This window comes from Pseudenemella bisphenolivorans, from assembly GCF_051133435.1.
In the GTDB taxonomy this organism is placed as follows: domain Bacteria; phylum Actinomycetota; class Actinomycetes; order Propionibacteriales; family Propionibacteriaceae; genus JAAYAO01.
The window spans coordinates 861,602-874,917 of the sequence record NZ_JBPGNY010000001.1 but is presented as its reverse complement, the minus strand read 5'-3'; the positions used below and the strand labels follow the sequence as shown (position 1 = coordinate 874,917).

Below are 13,316 nucleotides of genomic sequence, written 5' to 3'. Positions count from 1 at the left end.
CCGGAGCAACGGGCCGAAGCACTCCCACAGACCGCATACACTGGACCAGTCAAGATCGAGCGCCTGAAAGGCACCCGCAATGTTTCACAGCTCCAATCCCGTACTGACCCGGCAGAAGGAATTCCAGCCGCAATACTCCTCGGCCCCCTACTCCGACCCGCAGTACGGCGACCCCCGGTACCAGGGCCAGGGGCCGGATATCTACGGTGGCTACGGTGGCGCACCGTCGATGCCGCCGCAGCAGCCCGTCCAGGGCGTGATGACGATGGAAGATGTCATCACCAAGACCGCGATCTGCCTCGCCCTGGTGGCCGGCGTCGCCGCGGCCGCCTGGTTCTTCATCCCCGACGCCCTGGTGATCCCGGCCCTGCTCGGTGCCGGCCTGCTGTCGATCGTCGCCGCCGTCGCGATGATCGTCATTCGCAAGGTCAACCCGGCGGTGGTGATCGGCTACTCGCTGATCGAGGGTGTCTTCGTCGGCATGCTGTCGAAGATCTTCGAGTTCTACTACCCGGGCATCGTGGTCGCCGCCGTGGTGTCGACCTTCCTGGTGGCCGGTGTGGTGCTGGCCGCTTACCGCTTCTTCAACCTGGGCCGGATCGCCAGCCGCATTCGCAAGGTGGTGCTGATCGCCACCGCCGGTCTGGCGCTGGCGCTGGTGGCGAACTTCCTGCTCAGCCTCACCGGTGTGGTCAACCTCGGCCTGCGCGCCGGGGTCACCGGCCCGGTCGGCATGCTGCCGATCCTCGTCTCGATCGTCGCGGTGGTGCTCGCCTCGCTGAACCTGATTCTGGACTTCGAGTTCATCGAAACCGGTATTCGCAACCGGGTTCCGGCCTCGATGTCCTGGACGGCCGCTTTCGGTCTGACCGTCACCATGGTCTGGCTGTACACCGAACTGCTGCGGATCCTTTCCTACTTCCGCCGCTGACCGACCCGGCGTCCCTCAAGTCGCTATATCGCCCCTATGCTTGGCTCAAGCCGGCATAGGGGCGATCTGCGTGATGGAGGTTGGCGATGCGCTACAACGAGAAGGCGAATCTTGATCCGTCCCGGATGCGAACAGGTGGGGGTCGCGGAGGCGGACGTGGCGGCCTCGCCATCGGTGGTGGTGTCGGCGGCCTGGTGATCGTGTTGATCGCCCTGTTCCTGGGCATCAACCCCGACATGCTGACCGGCGGCCCCGCACCCGATCCGCAGGAACCCCAGCAGAGCAATGCCTATGAGCGCTGCCAGGGGGAGGGCATTGATATCTCCAAGGATCGTGAGTGCCGCTGGGTGGCCTATGAGAACTCGATCCACAACTACTGGGTGGAACAGTATGAGGGTCACCGTCCGGCCTCGATGAACATCTTCACCGGCCAGATCAGTACCGGTTGTGGCACTGCCGACTCCTCGGTCGGCCCCTTCTACTGCCCGGCCGATATGGGCATCTACCTCGACACCGGTTTCTTCGACCAGTTGGTCTCCCAGCTCGGTGCCAAGGGCGGTGACGCCGCCGAGGCCTATGTGATCGCCCACGAATACGGCCACCACATCCAGAACCTGTCCGGTGACATGAACCGCGCCCAGGGCGACCGCTCGACCGGCCCCCAATCGGCTGCGGTGCGCCTGGAACTGCAGGCCGACTGCTATGCCGGGGTGTGGCTCAGCAATGCCGCCAAGGATCCCGAGAGCCCGATCGCCGAAGTGACCGCCGACGACGTGCAACGGGCTCAGGACGCCGCCCACTCGGTGGGTGATGACCGGATTCAGGAGCGGACGGCCGGCCGGGTCGATCGCGAATCGTGGACCCATGGCTCGGCCGAACAGCGCCAGAAGTGGATGCGGATCGGCTTCGACTCCGGCGACCCCCGCAAGTGCAACACCTGGAGCGGACGCCTCTGAGCAGCACGGTGTGCATGACCACATCAGGATCCGGTACGACGTGAACCCGTCCAACATGATCAAGTAGCGCCATGATCAAGTACCTGGGCTCCAAACGCCGTCTGGTCGGCGTGCTGGGGGAGCTGGCCGAGAACTCCGGTGCCGCCACGGCCCTGGACCTGTTCACCGGCACCACCAGGGTGGCTCAGGAGTTCTGCCGCCGCGGGCTGCACACCACCGCGGTGGACCTTGCCTCCTACAGCGAGGTCTTCGCCCAGTGCTATGTCGAACTGGACGCCGACACCCTGACCACCGAGCAGCACGCCGAACTGGCCGAGGCCCTCGACTGGCTGGGCGGGTTGGCGCCGGTGCGCGGCTACGTCACCGAGATGTTCTGTGAACAGGCCCGCTACTTCCAGCCCGACAACGGGCAACGGATCGATGCGATCCGGGCCGGCATCGACCGCCGCTATGGCGCATCGTGGCTGCGTCCGGTGCTGTTGACCAGCCTGATCGAGGCGGCCGACCGGGTCGACTCCACGATCGGGCTGCACATGGCCTACCTGAAGAACTGGTCGGCCCGCTCCCACAGCCCCCTGCGGCTGCGCGCCCCGGTACTGGTGCCCGGCACCGGACGGGCGGTGCGCGGTGATGCCACCAAGTTGGTCGACCAACTACCCCCGGCCGACTTGGCCTATCTGGATCCGCCCTACAACCAGCACCGGTATTTCACGAACTACCACATCTGGGAAACCCTCGTGCGCTGGGACGAACCGGAGACCTATGGGGTGGCTCGCAAGCGTGCCGATGCCCGCGAGCCCGAAACCCGCACCGTGTTGGACAGCCGTCGCACCATGCCCGCCGCTCTGGCAGAACTCATCGCCCGGGTTCGGGCCGAGGTGGTGGTGGTCTCGTTCAACGACGAGGGTTTCGTCCCGTTGGACGACCTGGTCGACATGTGCCGGGTGCACGGTGAGGTGGAGGTGCTGGCCTTCGACAGCCGCCGCCACATCGGGCACCGGATCGGGGTGCACAATCTGCGCGGTGAGGTCGTCGGAGAACCGGGCCGGGGCCGCAATCTGGAATATGTCCTGGTCGCCGGTGCCCCCGATGTGGTGGCCCGCACGGTGCCCGACCGGGCCTTGTTGCCGTCGCCGACCCAATAGCTCCCGTGGTGCGGTGCCGGTTGCGATGCACCCCGAGTGATTAGTCTGTGCCGAGGACACGCACGGAAGTGGGAACGGATGAGTTTTGGCCAGCAGCCGGGTCCGCAAGGACCCCAGCACCCCGGCGGCGCACCGGGCCCACAGTGGCAACCGCATCCCGGCGGTCTGCCGGGTCAACAGGGGTCGCAGCCGGGTCAACACGGGCCGCAGCCCGGCGGACCTCCGCGCGGGCACCATGGCCCGCAGCCCGGCGGACCGCCACCGGGGCCTGGCCCGTACCCCGGTGGTGGCCCGCCCCGCCCCCCTCGCGGTCCCCACGGCCCGTACCCCGGTGGATCCGGCGGGCCGCCGAAGAAGAGCGGCGCCCGCTGGGCGATCGCGGCAGCGGTGTTGGCGATCGCGCTGATCCTGCTGCTGATCACCGTCTTTGCGGTTTACCGGGTGATGACGCCGTCGAGTTCGCAGGAGGTTCCGGCCTCCGAAACCACCGACGGCACTGCGGATCCGGACGATTCCCCCGACTCCTCGCAGCCAGACGTGCCACAGGTCAGCGGTGAACTCGACGGCGGCGGAGCCGCGAACGCGGTGTCGGCCATGGAGGGGTGGAGCCTCGCCCTCGAGGAGGCCGGCTCACTGAAGCTGGGCTACAACCCGGTTGGCAACAACATGGGGCTGGAAGAGTTCCTCAAGGGTGATCGTCAGTATGCGATCACCACCCGGCCGATGGACGAGACCGAGGCCAACAGTGCCGACGGGTGCGAAGCGCCACCGTTGCATCTGCCGGTCTTGGCCGACCCGGTGGCCCTGGCCGTGAACGTGCCCGAGGTCGAGGACCTGGTGCTGGACGCCAAGACCCTGGCCGCCATCTACCAGGGTGAGATCACCTCGTGGAACGACCCGGCGATCGCCGAACTGAACCCCGAGGCCGAGCTGCCCGACCTGAAGATCACGCCGGTCTATCGCAGCGATCGCACCCCGGTCAACCGGGCGATGACCGAATGGCTGCAGGCTTCGGGAGCGTGGTCGCTGGCAGCCGGCGACGATTGGCCGGCCAAGGGGGGCACCCCGGCCACCGCGTCGGAGACTCGCCGACAACTGGAGACCGCCGGAGCGATCGCCTACCTGCCGGCATCGGCGGCGGTGCGCGATACCCAGGTGGCGCTGGTGCGCCACGGTGGCAAGGATCTTTCCGCGCACGGACCCGAGGGCGCCTACCAAATCGACGGCTCCCCGAAGGTCCCGGGACGCCCCGAACACGACCAGGCTCGTCAACTCGACCGCAATATCGACGGCGCCTACCCGGCGGTGGTGGTGAGCTACGTGGTCGTGTGCGGCAAGTACCCCGATGCCGCCGATGGGGAACGCGTCAGGGAAGTGTTCGGCTGGATCCTCTCGCCCGAAGGGCACCGCTTGGCGGTGGACGAGAAACTCACTTCGGCCTTCTCCGAGGGCCTCTACGGCGAGTTGGCCTCGGCCATCGAATCGATCGGCTAGCTAGGCTGTAGGCATGAGCAATCTGCCGATCTCGTCGAAGTACCGCAGCACTCCGCATGAGCCGGTGGATGACAACGAGCGCAATCAGCTCACCGCCCGGCTCGCCGACGCCTTCGCCGAGGGCAAGCTGGACGACGTCGACTACCGCAACCGGCTCGATCGGCTCTATGCCGCCAACACCCTGGGCGAACTCGTCCCGGTCGTGGAGGGACTCCCGCCGGTGCAGACCTACCAGGACCCGGCCATCGTGGAACAGGGCAGCACCGCCCCCGGCGAACTCGCCCCGAGCCGCGACGCGAGTCGTTTCGCCCTCGCGGTGGGCGGCGGTATCGCGGTGAGCATCGTGCTGCTGGTGATTCTGCTCGTCATCCTGCTGTGAGCCGTCGCCCGGCTACGCTGGCCCCGGTCTGGGGCGAGGGCGAGTGAGGGCGAATGAGCGGGTGGCAGACGGGCGGGTCACCGTTCGGCGGCGGATCGAGCGGTTGGTCGCAGCCGAACAACGGACGGAACGTCCAGCCCGGCTGGAACCAGGGACAACCACAGTGGGGCAGTCAACAGCAGTGGGGTACCCAGCAACAGTGGGGTAACCAGCAACCCTGGGGTAACCACCAACCCTGGGGTAACCAGCAACCGTGGTCCGGGCACCACCAGTCGGGCGGCCAACCCGGCTGGGGTGGTCAACCGGGGTTCGGAGCACCGCCACCGCCGCGACGTCGCTGGCAACCGGTGTTGATCGGCGCGATCGTCACGGTGTTGATTCTCGGGGTCGCCTTCGTCGCGCTGTCGCTGAGCAACCGCACCGAGGTGGTGGAGCCGGACCCTGCGCCCACCACGTCCGAGCCGACCCCGTCCGAAGATCCCGAGCCGGCACCGACCCCGACCGAGGATCCCGAGCCCGAGCCGAGTCCGACCGAGGACCCCGAGCCCGAACCGACCCAGGACCCCGAACCGGAACCGGACCCGACCCAGGACCCCGCCCCCGATCCGACAGCGGGCGATCAGGTGCAGCCCGAACACAACGGGAAACCGCACAACCAGGGCCAAGCCGCCGATACCGCCGACCATCGGGCCATTCCGGAAGACCCCGCCTATGCCAGGGGCATCCTGTTGAACAACCGGCTCTACTGGTTGGCGGCCCAAGACGTGAACTGCTCGGCCCGTCCGGTGAGTTTGACCGATCCCAGCCGCGAAACGCAGCACAAGGGCCTGTTGGAATGTGCACGGCAGGTGTACGGGCCACAACTGGACGAGTGGTTCAAGCCGTCTCCCGAACCCGACCTGTACTACTTCTCGGGGTCGGGTACCACGCCCTGCGGCACCCTGGATCCGGAGGGCTGGGGCTACTTCTGTGGTAGCTGGAGCGGTGACACCGAAACCAACGGCATCTACCTGAACGAGCAGACCATGCTCGAACAGCCGCCGATCCTCACCACCCACGTGCTGTTCCACGAGTACGGGCACTACATCCAATGGCGCACCCAGAACCTGATGGCCCAGCAGAAGTGGCCCGAGGACAGCACCACCACCATGAAACGCAGTGAGAGTCAGGTCGAATGCCTCGGTGGCCTGCTCGCCGGACGGATCTCGACCACCATTTACAGCCGTGAGGACTACGACTGGTTCGCCAACTGGTACGGCCGGATGGGGGACACCCCGGGCTACGGCACCGGCCAGGAACGTTGGGCGTGGATCTGGTCGGGATACAACTCCGGTGAGGCCACCGCCTGCGCCACCTGGTCGGTGGACCGGATCTGACCGTCCGGCAACAAAAGATGGCCGAGGAATGAACGAATTCCGCTGCGGTCTGCGGTACCGCAGAACCGCTCTAGTATGGGGCCCGTGGCACGTCAAGAGATCACGCTGACCAAGATCCATGATCACGTCGCGCGGCTCGGGGAGCTGTACCCGCCGATCCCGCTGAGCTCCATCGACCGCACCGTCAACAACCCCGACCTGGTGCGAACCCGTTACGGCCATTTGCTCGCCTACCTGGCCCGCGTCGAACTCGAGGTCGACCGCAACGTCCTCGAGTTGCTGACCGTGCTGCCCGACGTGGAGGAGAACGACCGGTTCTTCTACGAGGACGTGTGGCAGCCGCAGGAGATCCAGCACGGCATCATCCTCGACCAACTCGCCCAGGACATCGGCATGCTGCCCGCGGAGCCGATGCTGACGATCAACTGGAAGTACAAGATGCTCGGCGCCCTGGGGCGTTTCCGGGGCATCCAGGACGTGTCCCGCCTGATGTACTACCTGACCGGAGCGAGCACCGAGCGTCAGGCCGTGCTGGCCTACAACACCTTCACCGAAGGGCTCACCGAGATGGGTGAGCAGGCGATGGTCGACACCGTGATCACCCCGATCAAACGTCAGGAGCCCGGCCACTTCGCCTTTTACCGCATGTCGGCCGAGTACATGGTGCACACCTTTCGGTTGAAGCCCTGGCAACTGTGGCTGACCCGGGTGCTGCGCAGCGTCTCGTACAACCTGGTCGGCACCAATGGCCTGCCCCGGTACAAGCAGGACATGGGCAGCGTGATGGCCACCCTGGGGGTCGACGCCGACCTGGAGAAGTACGCCAAGGAGATCGGCCGCCTCGAGGCGCGGGTGTTGTGGGCCAACCGGGAGGGGATGGAGTTTCCGCCCTACTTCCTCGAGGCGCTGCGCGAATCGGTGGAGATGTACCGCGAACACGGTCTGGGTAACGTCCGCACGGCGGTCTGACTCCGGCACAGAAGCGGGCGCCGCGTCCGCTGTTAGCACACCTTCCGGTCGAATTGGGTGGTTGGGGCGTCGGCGTGTAATATGTCTCCTCGGTCACCTGTGCCGGTGATCTGTCGACGCGTGCAACTGCACAGATGGGGATTCATGGCGAAGAAAGAGGGAGCACTCGAACTCGAGGGCACCGTGGTTGAGGCTCTGCCCAACGCGATGTTCCGTGTTGAGCTGGCCAATGGCCACAAGGTGTTGGCCACGATCAGTGGCAAGATGCGGCAGCACTACATCCGCATCCTCCCCAGCGACCGCGTGGTCGTGGAAGTCTCCGCCTACGACCTCAACCGCGGACGCATCGTCTACCGGCACAAGTAATCCACAGCAAGACAGACCCATCCACCCATACCGGGCATGGCCTCTTCATGCCCGGCGCCGATCGGAGAAAGTAGCTCGATGAAGGTTCAGCCGAGCGTCAAGAAGATCTGCGACCGGTGCAAGGTGATTCGCCGGCACGGTCGTGTGATGGTGATCTGCGACAACCCGCGCCACAAGCAGCGTCAGGGCTGATCGCAGCACAACTCAACAAAGCGTGGACGCAAACCCCGTCGGCCTGCCAGGCCGGCGGAACCACCCCCGGACGAAGGCCGGGGCCCTGCTCATGGCGGGCGGGGACGCGACGCGCCAGACACCTTCGCAGCTCGATGGCAAAGAGCTGGCCAACCCAGAGAGGAACCCGCCTCATGGCACGTTTGATCGGTGTCGATCTTCCGCGCGACAAGCGCCTGGAGGTCGCACTCACCTACATCTTCGGCGTCGGTCGTACCCGCGCCCTGGAAACCCTGGCAGCCACCGGCATCAGCGGTGAGCTTCGTGTGCACGAGCTCTCCGAAGATCAGCTGGTAGCGCTGCGTGACCACATCGAAGCGAACTACCAAGTTGAGGGTGACCTTCGCCGTGAGGTCGCTGCCGACATCCGCCGCAAGGTCGAGATCGGGTCCTACCAGGGCCGTCGCCACCGCAGTGGCCTGCCCGTGCGTGGTCAGCGGACCCGCACCAATGCGCGTCAGCGCAAGGGCAAGAAGAAGGCCGTGGCCGGCAAGAAGAAGAAGTAGTAGGGGAGAAACCACATGGCTACTGCAGGACGCAGTGGCGGCGCCAAGAAGGTGCGCCGCAAGGAAAAGAAGAACGTTATCGCCGGTCAGGCCCACATCAAGTCGACGTTCAACAACACCATCATCGCGATCACCGATCCGAACGGCCAGGTCATCTCCTGGGCGTCGGCCGGCACGGTCGGCTTCAAGGGTTCGCGCAAGTCGACCCCCTACGCCGCCCAGATGGCTGCCGAGGCCGCGGGTCGCCGCGCCATGGAGCACGGCATGAAGCGCGTTGACGTATTCGTGAAGGGCCCGGGCTCGGGTCGCGAGACCGCGATCCGCTCGCTGGGTGCCCTCGGTCTGGAGATCGGTCCGATCTCCGACGTGACCCCCATTCCGCACAACGGCTGCCGCCCGCCCAAGCGCCGGCGCGTCTGAGACAACGAAAGGACTGAACAGACATGGCCCGCTACACCGGCCCAATGACCAAGAAGTCCCGTCGTCTCGGGACCGACCTGGTAGGCAACGACCAGGCCTTCGAGCGTCGTCCGTACCCCCCGGGTATGCACGGCCGCGCCCGCACCAAGGACTCCGAGTACTCGCTGCAGCTCCGTGAGAAGCAGAAGGCTCGTTACTCCTACGGCGTGCTGGAGAAGCAGTTCCGCCGCTACTACGAGGAAGCGAACCGCCTCCCCGGTAAGACCGGTGAGATCCTGCTGCAGATCCTGGAGAGCCGCCTCGACAACGTGGTGTACCGCGCCGGGTTCGCCTCGACCCGTCGTCAGGCCCGCCAGCTCGTCGTGCACGGCCACTTCCTGGTCAACGGCAAGAAGGTGAACATCCCCTCCTACCGGGTCAGCCCGCACGACATCATCTCGGTGCGCGAGAAGTCGCTGAACCTGCACCCGCTGGTGGTGGCCCGCGAGACCCACGGTGAGCGCTCGGTGCCCGGTTGGATGGAAGCCCGTCCGAACCAGATGAAGATCTTCATCCACCAGTTGCCCACCCGTGACCAGATCACCATCGACGTTCAGGAACAGCTGATCGTCGAGCTCTACTCCAAGTGAGTTGACCGGCCGGGTTCGGTGGCAGCCGCCATCGGACCCGGCCGAACCGCCCTGCGTGCCCGCGCCGGGCGGTGTGGATCGCACCATCAAATAGCGGTTGGTGCGGAAAGGAACCCTCATGCTCATTGCTCAGCGGCCGACCCTGACCGAAGAGGTCGTCTCCGAGTACCGCTCCCGGTTCGTGATCGAGCCCCTGGAGCCCGGCTTCGGCTACACCCTCGGCAACTCCCTGCGTCGCACCCTGCTGTCCTCGATTCCGGGGGCTGCGGTGACCAGCATCAAGATCGACGGCAACCTGCACGAGTTCGCCACCCTGCCCGGCGTCCTGGAGGACGTCACCGAGATCATCCTGAACCTCAAGGGCCTGGTGCTGTCCTCGGAGGAGGACCAGCCGGTGGTGATGTACCTGCGCAAGGCCGGTGCCGGCGCGGTGACCGCCGCCGACATCGCCCCGCCGGCCGGGGTGGAGATCCACAACCCCGAGCTGCACATCGCGACCTTGAACGACCAGGCCCGGTTGGAGATGGAACTGGTCGTCGAGCGCGGCCGTGGCTACGTCTCCGCCGCTCAGAACAAGCCGGTCGAGAACGAGATCGGACGCATTCCGGTCGACTCGATCTACTCCCCGGTGCTGAAGGTGACCTACAAGGTGGAGGCCACCCGTGTTGAGCAGCGCACCGACTTCGACCGTCTGATCGTCGACGTCGAGACCAAGCCGGCGATCAGCCCGGCCGACGCGCTGGCCTCGGCCGGCCGCACCCTGGTCGAGCTGTTCGGCCTGGCCCGCGAGCTGAACGTCGACGCCGAGGGCATCGAGATCGGCCCGTCCCCGGTCGATGAGCAGATGGCCGCCGACCTGGCGCTACCGGTGGAGGAGCTGAACCTGACCGTCCGCTCCTACAACTGCCTGAAGCGTGAGGGCATCCACACCGTGAGCGAACTCGTGTCGCGCAGCGAGCAGGACCTGCTGGACATCCGCAACTTCGGCAGCAAGTCGATCGACGAGGTCAAGCAGAAGCTGCACGAGATGGGCCTGGCCCTCAAGGACAGCATGTCCGGCTTCGACAACGCGATGTACGACGACATCGACGACCAGGGCGACGCGGACTACGCCGAGACCGAGCAGTGCTGAGAACGACCCCAGTACTGCTCGACCAGTACTGAGAAACTGGAGAACCCATGCCTACTCCCACCAAGGGCCCCCGCCTCGGCGGCAGCCCCACGCACGAACGGATCATCCTGGCGAACCTGGCCACCCAGCTGTTCGAGCACGGAAAAATCACCACCACCGAGGCCAAGGCGAAGCGGCTGCGTCCGCTGGCCGAGAAGCTGATCACCAAGGCCCGCCGTGGTGACCTGCACAACCGTCGCCAGGTGATGCGCACGGTGCGCGATACCGACGTGGTGCACATTCTGTTCGCCGAGATCGCCCCGATGATGGAGGGTCGTGAGGGTGGCTACACCCGGATCACCAAGATCGGTCTGCGCAAGGGCGACAAGGCTCCGATGGCGATCATCGAACTGGTGACCGAGAAGGTCGAGCCCAAGGCGAAGGCCAAGAAGGACGAGACCAAGGCCGCCAAGAAGGACGAACCGAAGGCCAAGGCGAAGAAGGACGAGGCCGAGGAAGCTGCTGCGGAGGAGACCGCCGCCGAGGAAACCGAGGTCGAGGAGACCGAGGCCACCGAAGCCGAGGAAACCACCGAGGACGCCGACGCCAAGGCCGACGAAGCTGACGAGGCCAAGGCTGACGAGGCTGACGCGGACGACGACAAGGCCGAGAAGAAGGACGACAAGAAGGCCTGATTTCGTCCGAACCTGTCTGAACGGCGCCCATCCCATACCGGGGTGGGCGCCGTTCTTCGTCCCCGGAAAACCCGCCCCCGGCTACCGGTCAATGGAAGGTTACGCTACGAATCGTTGCGTAATGCTCCGGGCTCTGTCATCGTGAGCGAAAGCCGGAGCGAACGCGAGGAGTGCCGAGATGGTGCACAGGGTCATTTGGTGGGGGTCGGGATATGTCGGCAAGTTGGGGCTTGCCGCGGTACTGGACCACCCGGATTTCGAACTCGTGGGCATGATCGCGCACACTCCGGAGAAGATCGGCAAGGACGCCGGCGAGATCGTCGGCCGCGCGGGCGATACCGGCGTGATCGCCACCGACGACATCGATGCGGTACTCGCCCTGGACGCCGATGTGGTGGCCTACTTCGCCAACAGTGCCTTCCGTGAGGCCGACGCGGTGGCCGACTGCGCCCGGGCGCTGCGCGCCGGCAAACACGTGATCTCCAACTGTCTGCCGCCGCTGGTGTACCCACCGACGGCACCGAAGGCCTTCACCGAACCCTTGGCCGCGGCCTGCGCGGAGGGTGGCCGGTCGATGTTCGTGACCGGCGTCGAGCCGGGCTTCTTCAGCGACCTGTTGCCCCTGACCCTGGCCGGCGGCTGCGCTCGGGTCGACTCGATCAAGGTCACCGAGGTACTCGACTACTCGACCTTCTTCAACGCCAACTTCATGGACGCACAGGGTTGGGGCGGGCCGATGGACGTGGTGCCGCCGGCGGCCCGACCCGGTGCCCTGCGCACCACCTGGCGCGGACCGATCGACGCGATGGCCGCCGGGCTGGGCATCGAACTCGACGACATCGAGGAGTACGTCGAACGCCTCCCGACCGACCGCGCGATCTCGATGCCCGGCGGACTGCCCGACATCGAGGCCGGCACCATGGGTGCGCTGCGGTGGCGGTTGAGCGGCATGGTGGGCGGCGAACCCAAGATCGTGATCGAACACTTCAACTTCATGGCCGCCGACGTGGTGCCCGATGGTTGGCCCACCGAAGAGGGCTACCGGGTCGAGATCAAGGGCAACCCGAACATCAATTCCTGGACGGGCCTGACCGGCCCCGACGGGGACGGCAACACCGGCGGCTGCGTGCTCTCGGCCTGGCGCGGGCTGGCTGTCGTGCCGTACTTGGACAACCTACCGCCCGGGTTGAAGAGCGTCCTCGACTTCGGGTTGGTGCCCGGTCGCGGCAACGTCTTCGGCGATCCGGGGCAGCCCTACAGCCCGATCTGGCTGGCCGAACAGGGAACAGCCCGGTAATGCCCGGGACGCTCGAGGGCCTGACCGCGGTGGTGTCCGGGGTGGGCCCCGGGCTCGGCCGCGCGGTCGCGCTCGACCTCGGTCGCCACGGGTGCAACCTGGTGTTGGTCGCCCGGCGGATGACCTTCCTGGAACAGGTGCGCGAGGAGCTGGGCGCGTTGGGTCGGGAGGCGGTGTGCGTGTCCGCCGACGTCACCGATCCGGACGCCTGCGCCCACGTCGCCGCAACGGCCGAGCAGCACTTCGGCCGCGGCGACATTCTGGTCAACAACGCCTTCCTCTCCGGGCCCCGCACCACGGTGTTGGACAGCGACTTCGATCAGTGGCGCAGCGTGATCGAGGTGAACCTCTTCGGCACCCTCAACATGACCCGGGCGATGGTGCCGCTGTTGAGCCGGCACGGGGACGGGCGGGTGGTGATGGTGAACAGCCTGCAGGCCTGGAAGGTGATCGACGGTTTCGCCGCCTACTCGACCTCGAAGGCGGCCCTGTCCGGGGTCACCAGAACCCTGGCCCAGGAACTCGGTGGGCAGGGGATCCGGGTCAATGCGGTGCATCCGGGCATGATCTGGTCCGAACAGGTGGAGGGCTACCTGCGGCTGAGGGCCGAACAGTCCGGCCGCTCGTACCAGGACGTCCATGCCGAGGCCTGTCGCAATACGGCCCTGGGCTACATCCCGGGGCCGGAGGAGATGGCGGGGACGATCACCTATCTGGCCTCCCCGCTGGCGCGGCCGGTGACCGGTCAGAGTATCGGTACCAATGCCGGAGAGTGGTTCCACTGACAGTTGTCGGTGGAACCACTCTTGCT

At 66.3% G+C, this 13,316-nt stretch carries 16 protein-coding genes; all 16 read left to right on the top strand.

The genetic code is table 11. The features are described 5' to 3' along the window. Positions 1–79: 79 nt before the first annotated feature. The 16 genes from ACR4XW_RS04305 to ACR4XW_RS04230 all read left to right on the top strand — a co-directional run bounded on the left by ACR4XW_RS04305 (position 80) and on the right by ACR4XW_RS04230 (position 13,290). Positions 80–931, top strand: coding sequence for a Bax inhibitor-1/YccA family protein (locus ACR4XW_RS04305; protein ID WP_434759270.1), 852 nt, complete (start codon positions 80–82; stop codon positions 929–931). 86 nt (positions 932–1,017) lie between these two features. Continuing rightward, positions 1,018–1,887, top strand: a complete 870-nt coding sequence (gene ypfJ, locus ACR4XW_RS04300; protein ID WP_434759269.1) for a KPN_02809 family neutral zinc metallopeptidase — start codon at positions 1,018–1,020, stop codon at positions 1,885–1,887. A 71-nt stretch (positions 1,888–1,958) separates the two neighbouring features. After that, positions 1,959–3,032 carry a DNA adenine methylase gene (locus ACR4XW_RS04295; protein WP_434759268.1) on the top strand — a complete coding sequence of 358 codons (1,074 nt, stop codon included), beginning with the start codon at positions 1,959–1,961 and terminating at the stop codon, positions 3,030–3,032. A 390-nt stretch (positions 3,033–3,422) separates the two neighbouring features. Beyond that, complete coding sequence (locus ACR4XW_RS04290) at positions 3,423–4,526, top strand: substrate-binding domain-containing protein (protein ID WP_434759267.1); 1,104 nt, start codon at positions 3,423–3,425, stop codon at positions 4,524–4,526. A gap of 13 nt (positions 4,527–4,539) precedes the next feature. Continuing rightward, on the top strand, positions 4,540–4,905 hold the full coding sequence (locus tag ACR4XW_RS04285) for a DUF1707 SHOCT-like domain-containing protein (protein WP_434759266.1): 366 nt from the start codon (positions 4,540–4,542) through the stop codon (positions 4,903–4,905). Between the two features lie 53 nt (positions 4,906–4,958). Beyond that, positions 4,959–6,281 (top strand): hypothetical protein, encoded by a 1,323-nt coding sequence (locus ACR4XW_RS04280; RefSeq protein ID WP_434759265.1) that lies wholly within the window; start codon positions 4,959–4,961, stop codon positions 6,279–6,281. Positions 6,282–6,365: 84 nt separating this feature from the next. Continuing rightward, entirely contained in the window at positions 6,366–7,250 is an 885-nt protein-coding gene (locus ACR4XW_RS04275) for a GTP-binding protein LepA (protein WP_434759264.1), read from the top strand. 144 nt (positions 7,251–7,394) lie between these two features. Then, entirely contained in the window at positions 7,395–7,616 is a 222-nt protein-coding gene (infA, locus tag ACR4XW_RS04270) for a translation initiation factor IF-1 (RefSeq protein ID WP_434759263.1), read from the top strand. 78 nt (positions 7,617–7,694) lie between these two features. Beyond that, positions 7,695–7,808, top strand: coding sequence for a 50S ribosomal protein L36 (rpmJ, locus tag ACR4XW_RS04265; protein WP_434759262.1), 114 nt, complete (start codon positions 7,695–7,697; stop codon positions 7,806–7,808). Between the two features lie 173 nt (positions 7,809–7,981). Next, positions 7,982–8,353 carry a 30S ribosomal protein S13 gene (rpsM, locus tag ACR4XW_RS04260; RefSeq protein ID WP_434759261.1) on the top strand — a complete coding sequence of 124 codons (372 nt, stop codon included), beginning with the start codon at positions 7,982–7,984 and terminating at the stop codon, positions 8,351–8,353. A 15-nt stretch (positions 8,354–8,368) separates the two neighbouring features. Continuing rightward, a complete protein-coding gene (gene rpsK, locus ACR4XW_RS04255) occupies positions 8,369–8,773 on the top strand; it encodes a 30S ribosomal protein S11 (protein WP_434759260.1) in 405 nt (134 codons plus the stop codon). A 23-nt stretch (positions 8,774–8,796) separates the two neighbouring features. Then, entirely contained in the window at positions 8,797–9,402 is a 606-nt protein-coding gene (gene rpsD, locus ACR4XW_RS04250) for a 30S ribosomal protein S4 (protein ID WP_434759259.1), read from the top strand. A gap of 118 nt (positions 9,403–9,520) precedes the next feature. Continuing rightward, positions 9,521–10,534, top strand: a complete 1,014-nt coding sequence (locus tag ACR4XW_RS04245) for a DNA-directed RNA polymerase subunit alpha (RefSeq protein ID WP_434759258.1) — start codon at positions 9,521–9,523, stop codon at positions 10,532–10,534. A 47-nt stretch (positions 10,535–10,581) separates the two neighbouring features. Next, the gene (gene rplQ, locus ACR4XW_RS04240) at positions 10,582–11,208 is read left to right on the top strand and encodes a 50S ribosomal protein L17 (RefSeq protein WP_434759257.1); all 627 of its coding nucleotides are present in this window, start codon (positions 10,582–10,584) and stop codon (positions 11,206–11,208) included. Between the two features lie 178 nt (positions 11,209–11,386). Then, complete coding sequence (locus ACR4XW_RS04235; protein WP_434759256.1) at positions 11,387–12,505, top strand: NAD(P)H-dependent amine dehydrogenase family protein; 1,119 nt, start codon at positions 11,387–11,389, stop codon at positions 12,503–12,505. Continuing rightward, on the top strand, positions 12,505–13,290 hold the full coding sequence (locus ACR4XW_RS04230) for an SDR family oxidoreductase (RefSeq protein ID WP_434759255.1): 786 nt from the start codon (positions 12,505–12,507) through the stop codon (positions 13,288–13,290). Before ACR4XW_RS04235 ends, ACR4XW_RS04230 begins: the two co-directional genes overlap by 1 nt. Positions 13,291–13,316 lie beyond the last annotated feature (26 nt).

Coding starts and splice junctions, on each gene's coding strand:
- ACR4XW_RS04305 (WP_434759270.1), top strand. CDS start 80: ATGTTTCACAGCTCCAATCCCGTACTGACCCGGCAGAAGGAATTCCAG.
- ACR4XW_RS04295 (WP_434759268.1), top strand. CDS start 1,959: ATGATCAAGTACCTGGGCTCCAAACGCCGTCTGGTCGGCGTGCTGGGG.
- ACR4XW_RS04230 (WP_434759255.1), top strand. CDS start 12,505: ATGCCCGGGACGCTCGAGGGCCTGACCGCGGTGGTGTCCGGGGTGGGC.
- ACR4XW_RS04285 (WP_434759266.1), top strand. CDS start 4,540: ATGAGCAATCTGCCGATCTCGTCGAAGTACCGCAGCACTCCGCATGAG.
- ypfJ (WP_434759269.1), top strand. CDS start 1,018: ATGCGCTACAACGAGAAGGCGAATCTTGATCCGTCCCGGATGCGAACA.
- rpsD (WP_434759259.1), top strand. CDS start 8,797: ATGGCCCGCTACACCGGCCCAATGACCAAGAAGTCCCGTCGTCTCGGG.
- ACR4XW_RS04235 (WP_434759256.1), top strand. CDS start 11,387: ATGGTGCACAGGGTCATTTGGTGGGGGTCGGGATATGTCGGCAAGTTG.
- rpsK (WP_434759260.1), top strand. CDS start 8,369: ATGGCTACTGCAGGACGCAGTGGCGGCGCCAAGAAGGTGCGCCGCAAG.
- ACR4XW_RS04245 (WP_434759258.1), top strand. CDS start 9,521: ATGCTCATTGCTCAGCGGCCGACCCTGACCGAAGAGGTCGTCTCCGAG.
- infA (WP_434759263.1), top strand. CDS start 7,395: ATGGCGAAGAAAGAGGGAGCACTCGAACTCGAGGGCACCGTGGTTGAG.
- rpmJ (WP_434759262.1), top strand. CDS start 7,695: ATGAAGGTTCAGCCGAGCGTCAAGAAGATCTGCGACCGGTGCAAGGTG.
- rpsM (WP_434759261.1), top strand. CDS start 7,982: ATGGCACGTTTGATCGGTGTCGATCTTCCGCGCGACAAGCGCCTGGAG.
- rplQ (WP_434759257.1), top strand. CDS start 10,582: ATGCCTACTCCCACCAAGGGCCCCCGCCTCGGCGGCAGCCCCACGCAC.
- ACR4XW_RS04280 (WP_434759265.1), top strand. CDS start 4,959: ATGAGCGGGTGGCAGACGGGCGGGTCACCGTTCGGCGGCGGATCGAGC.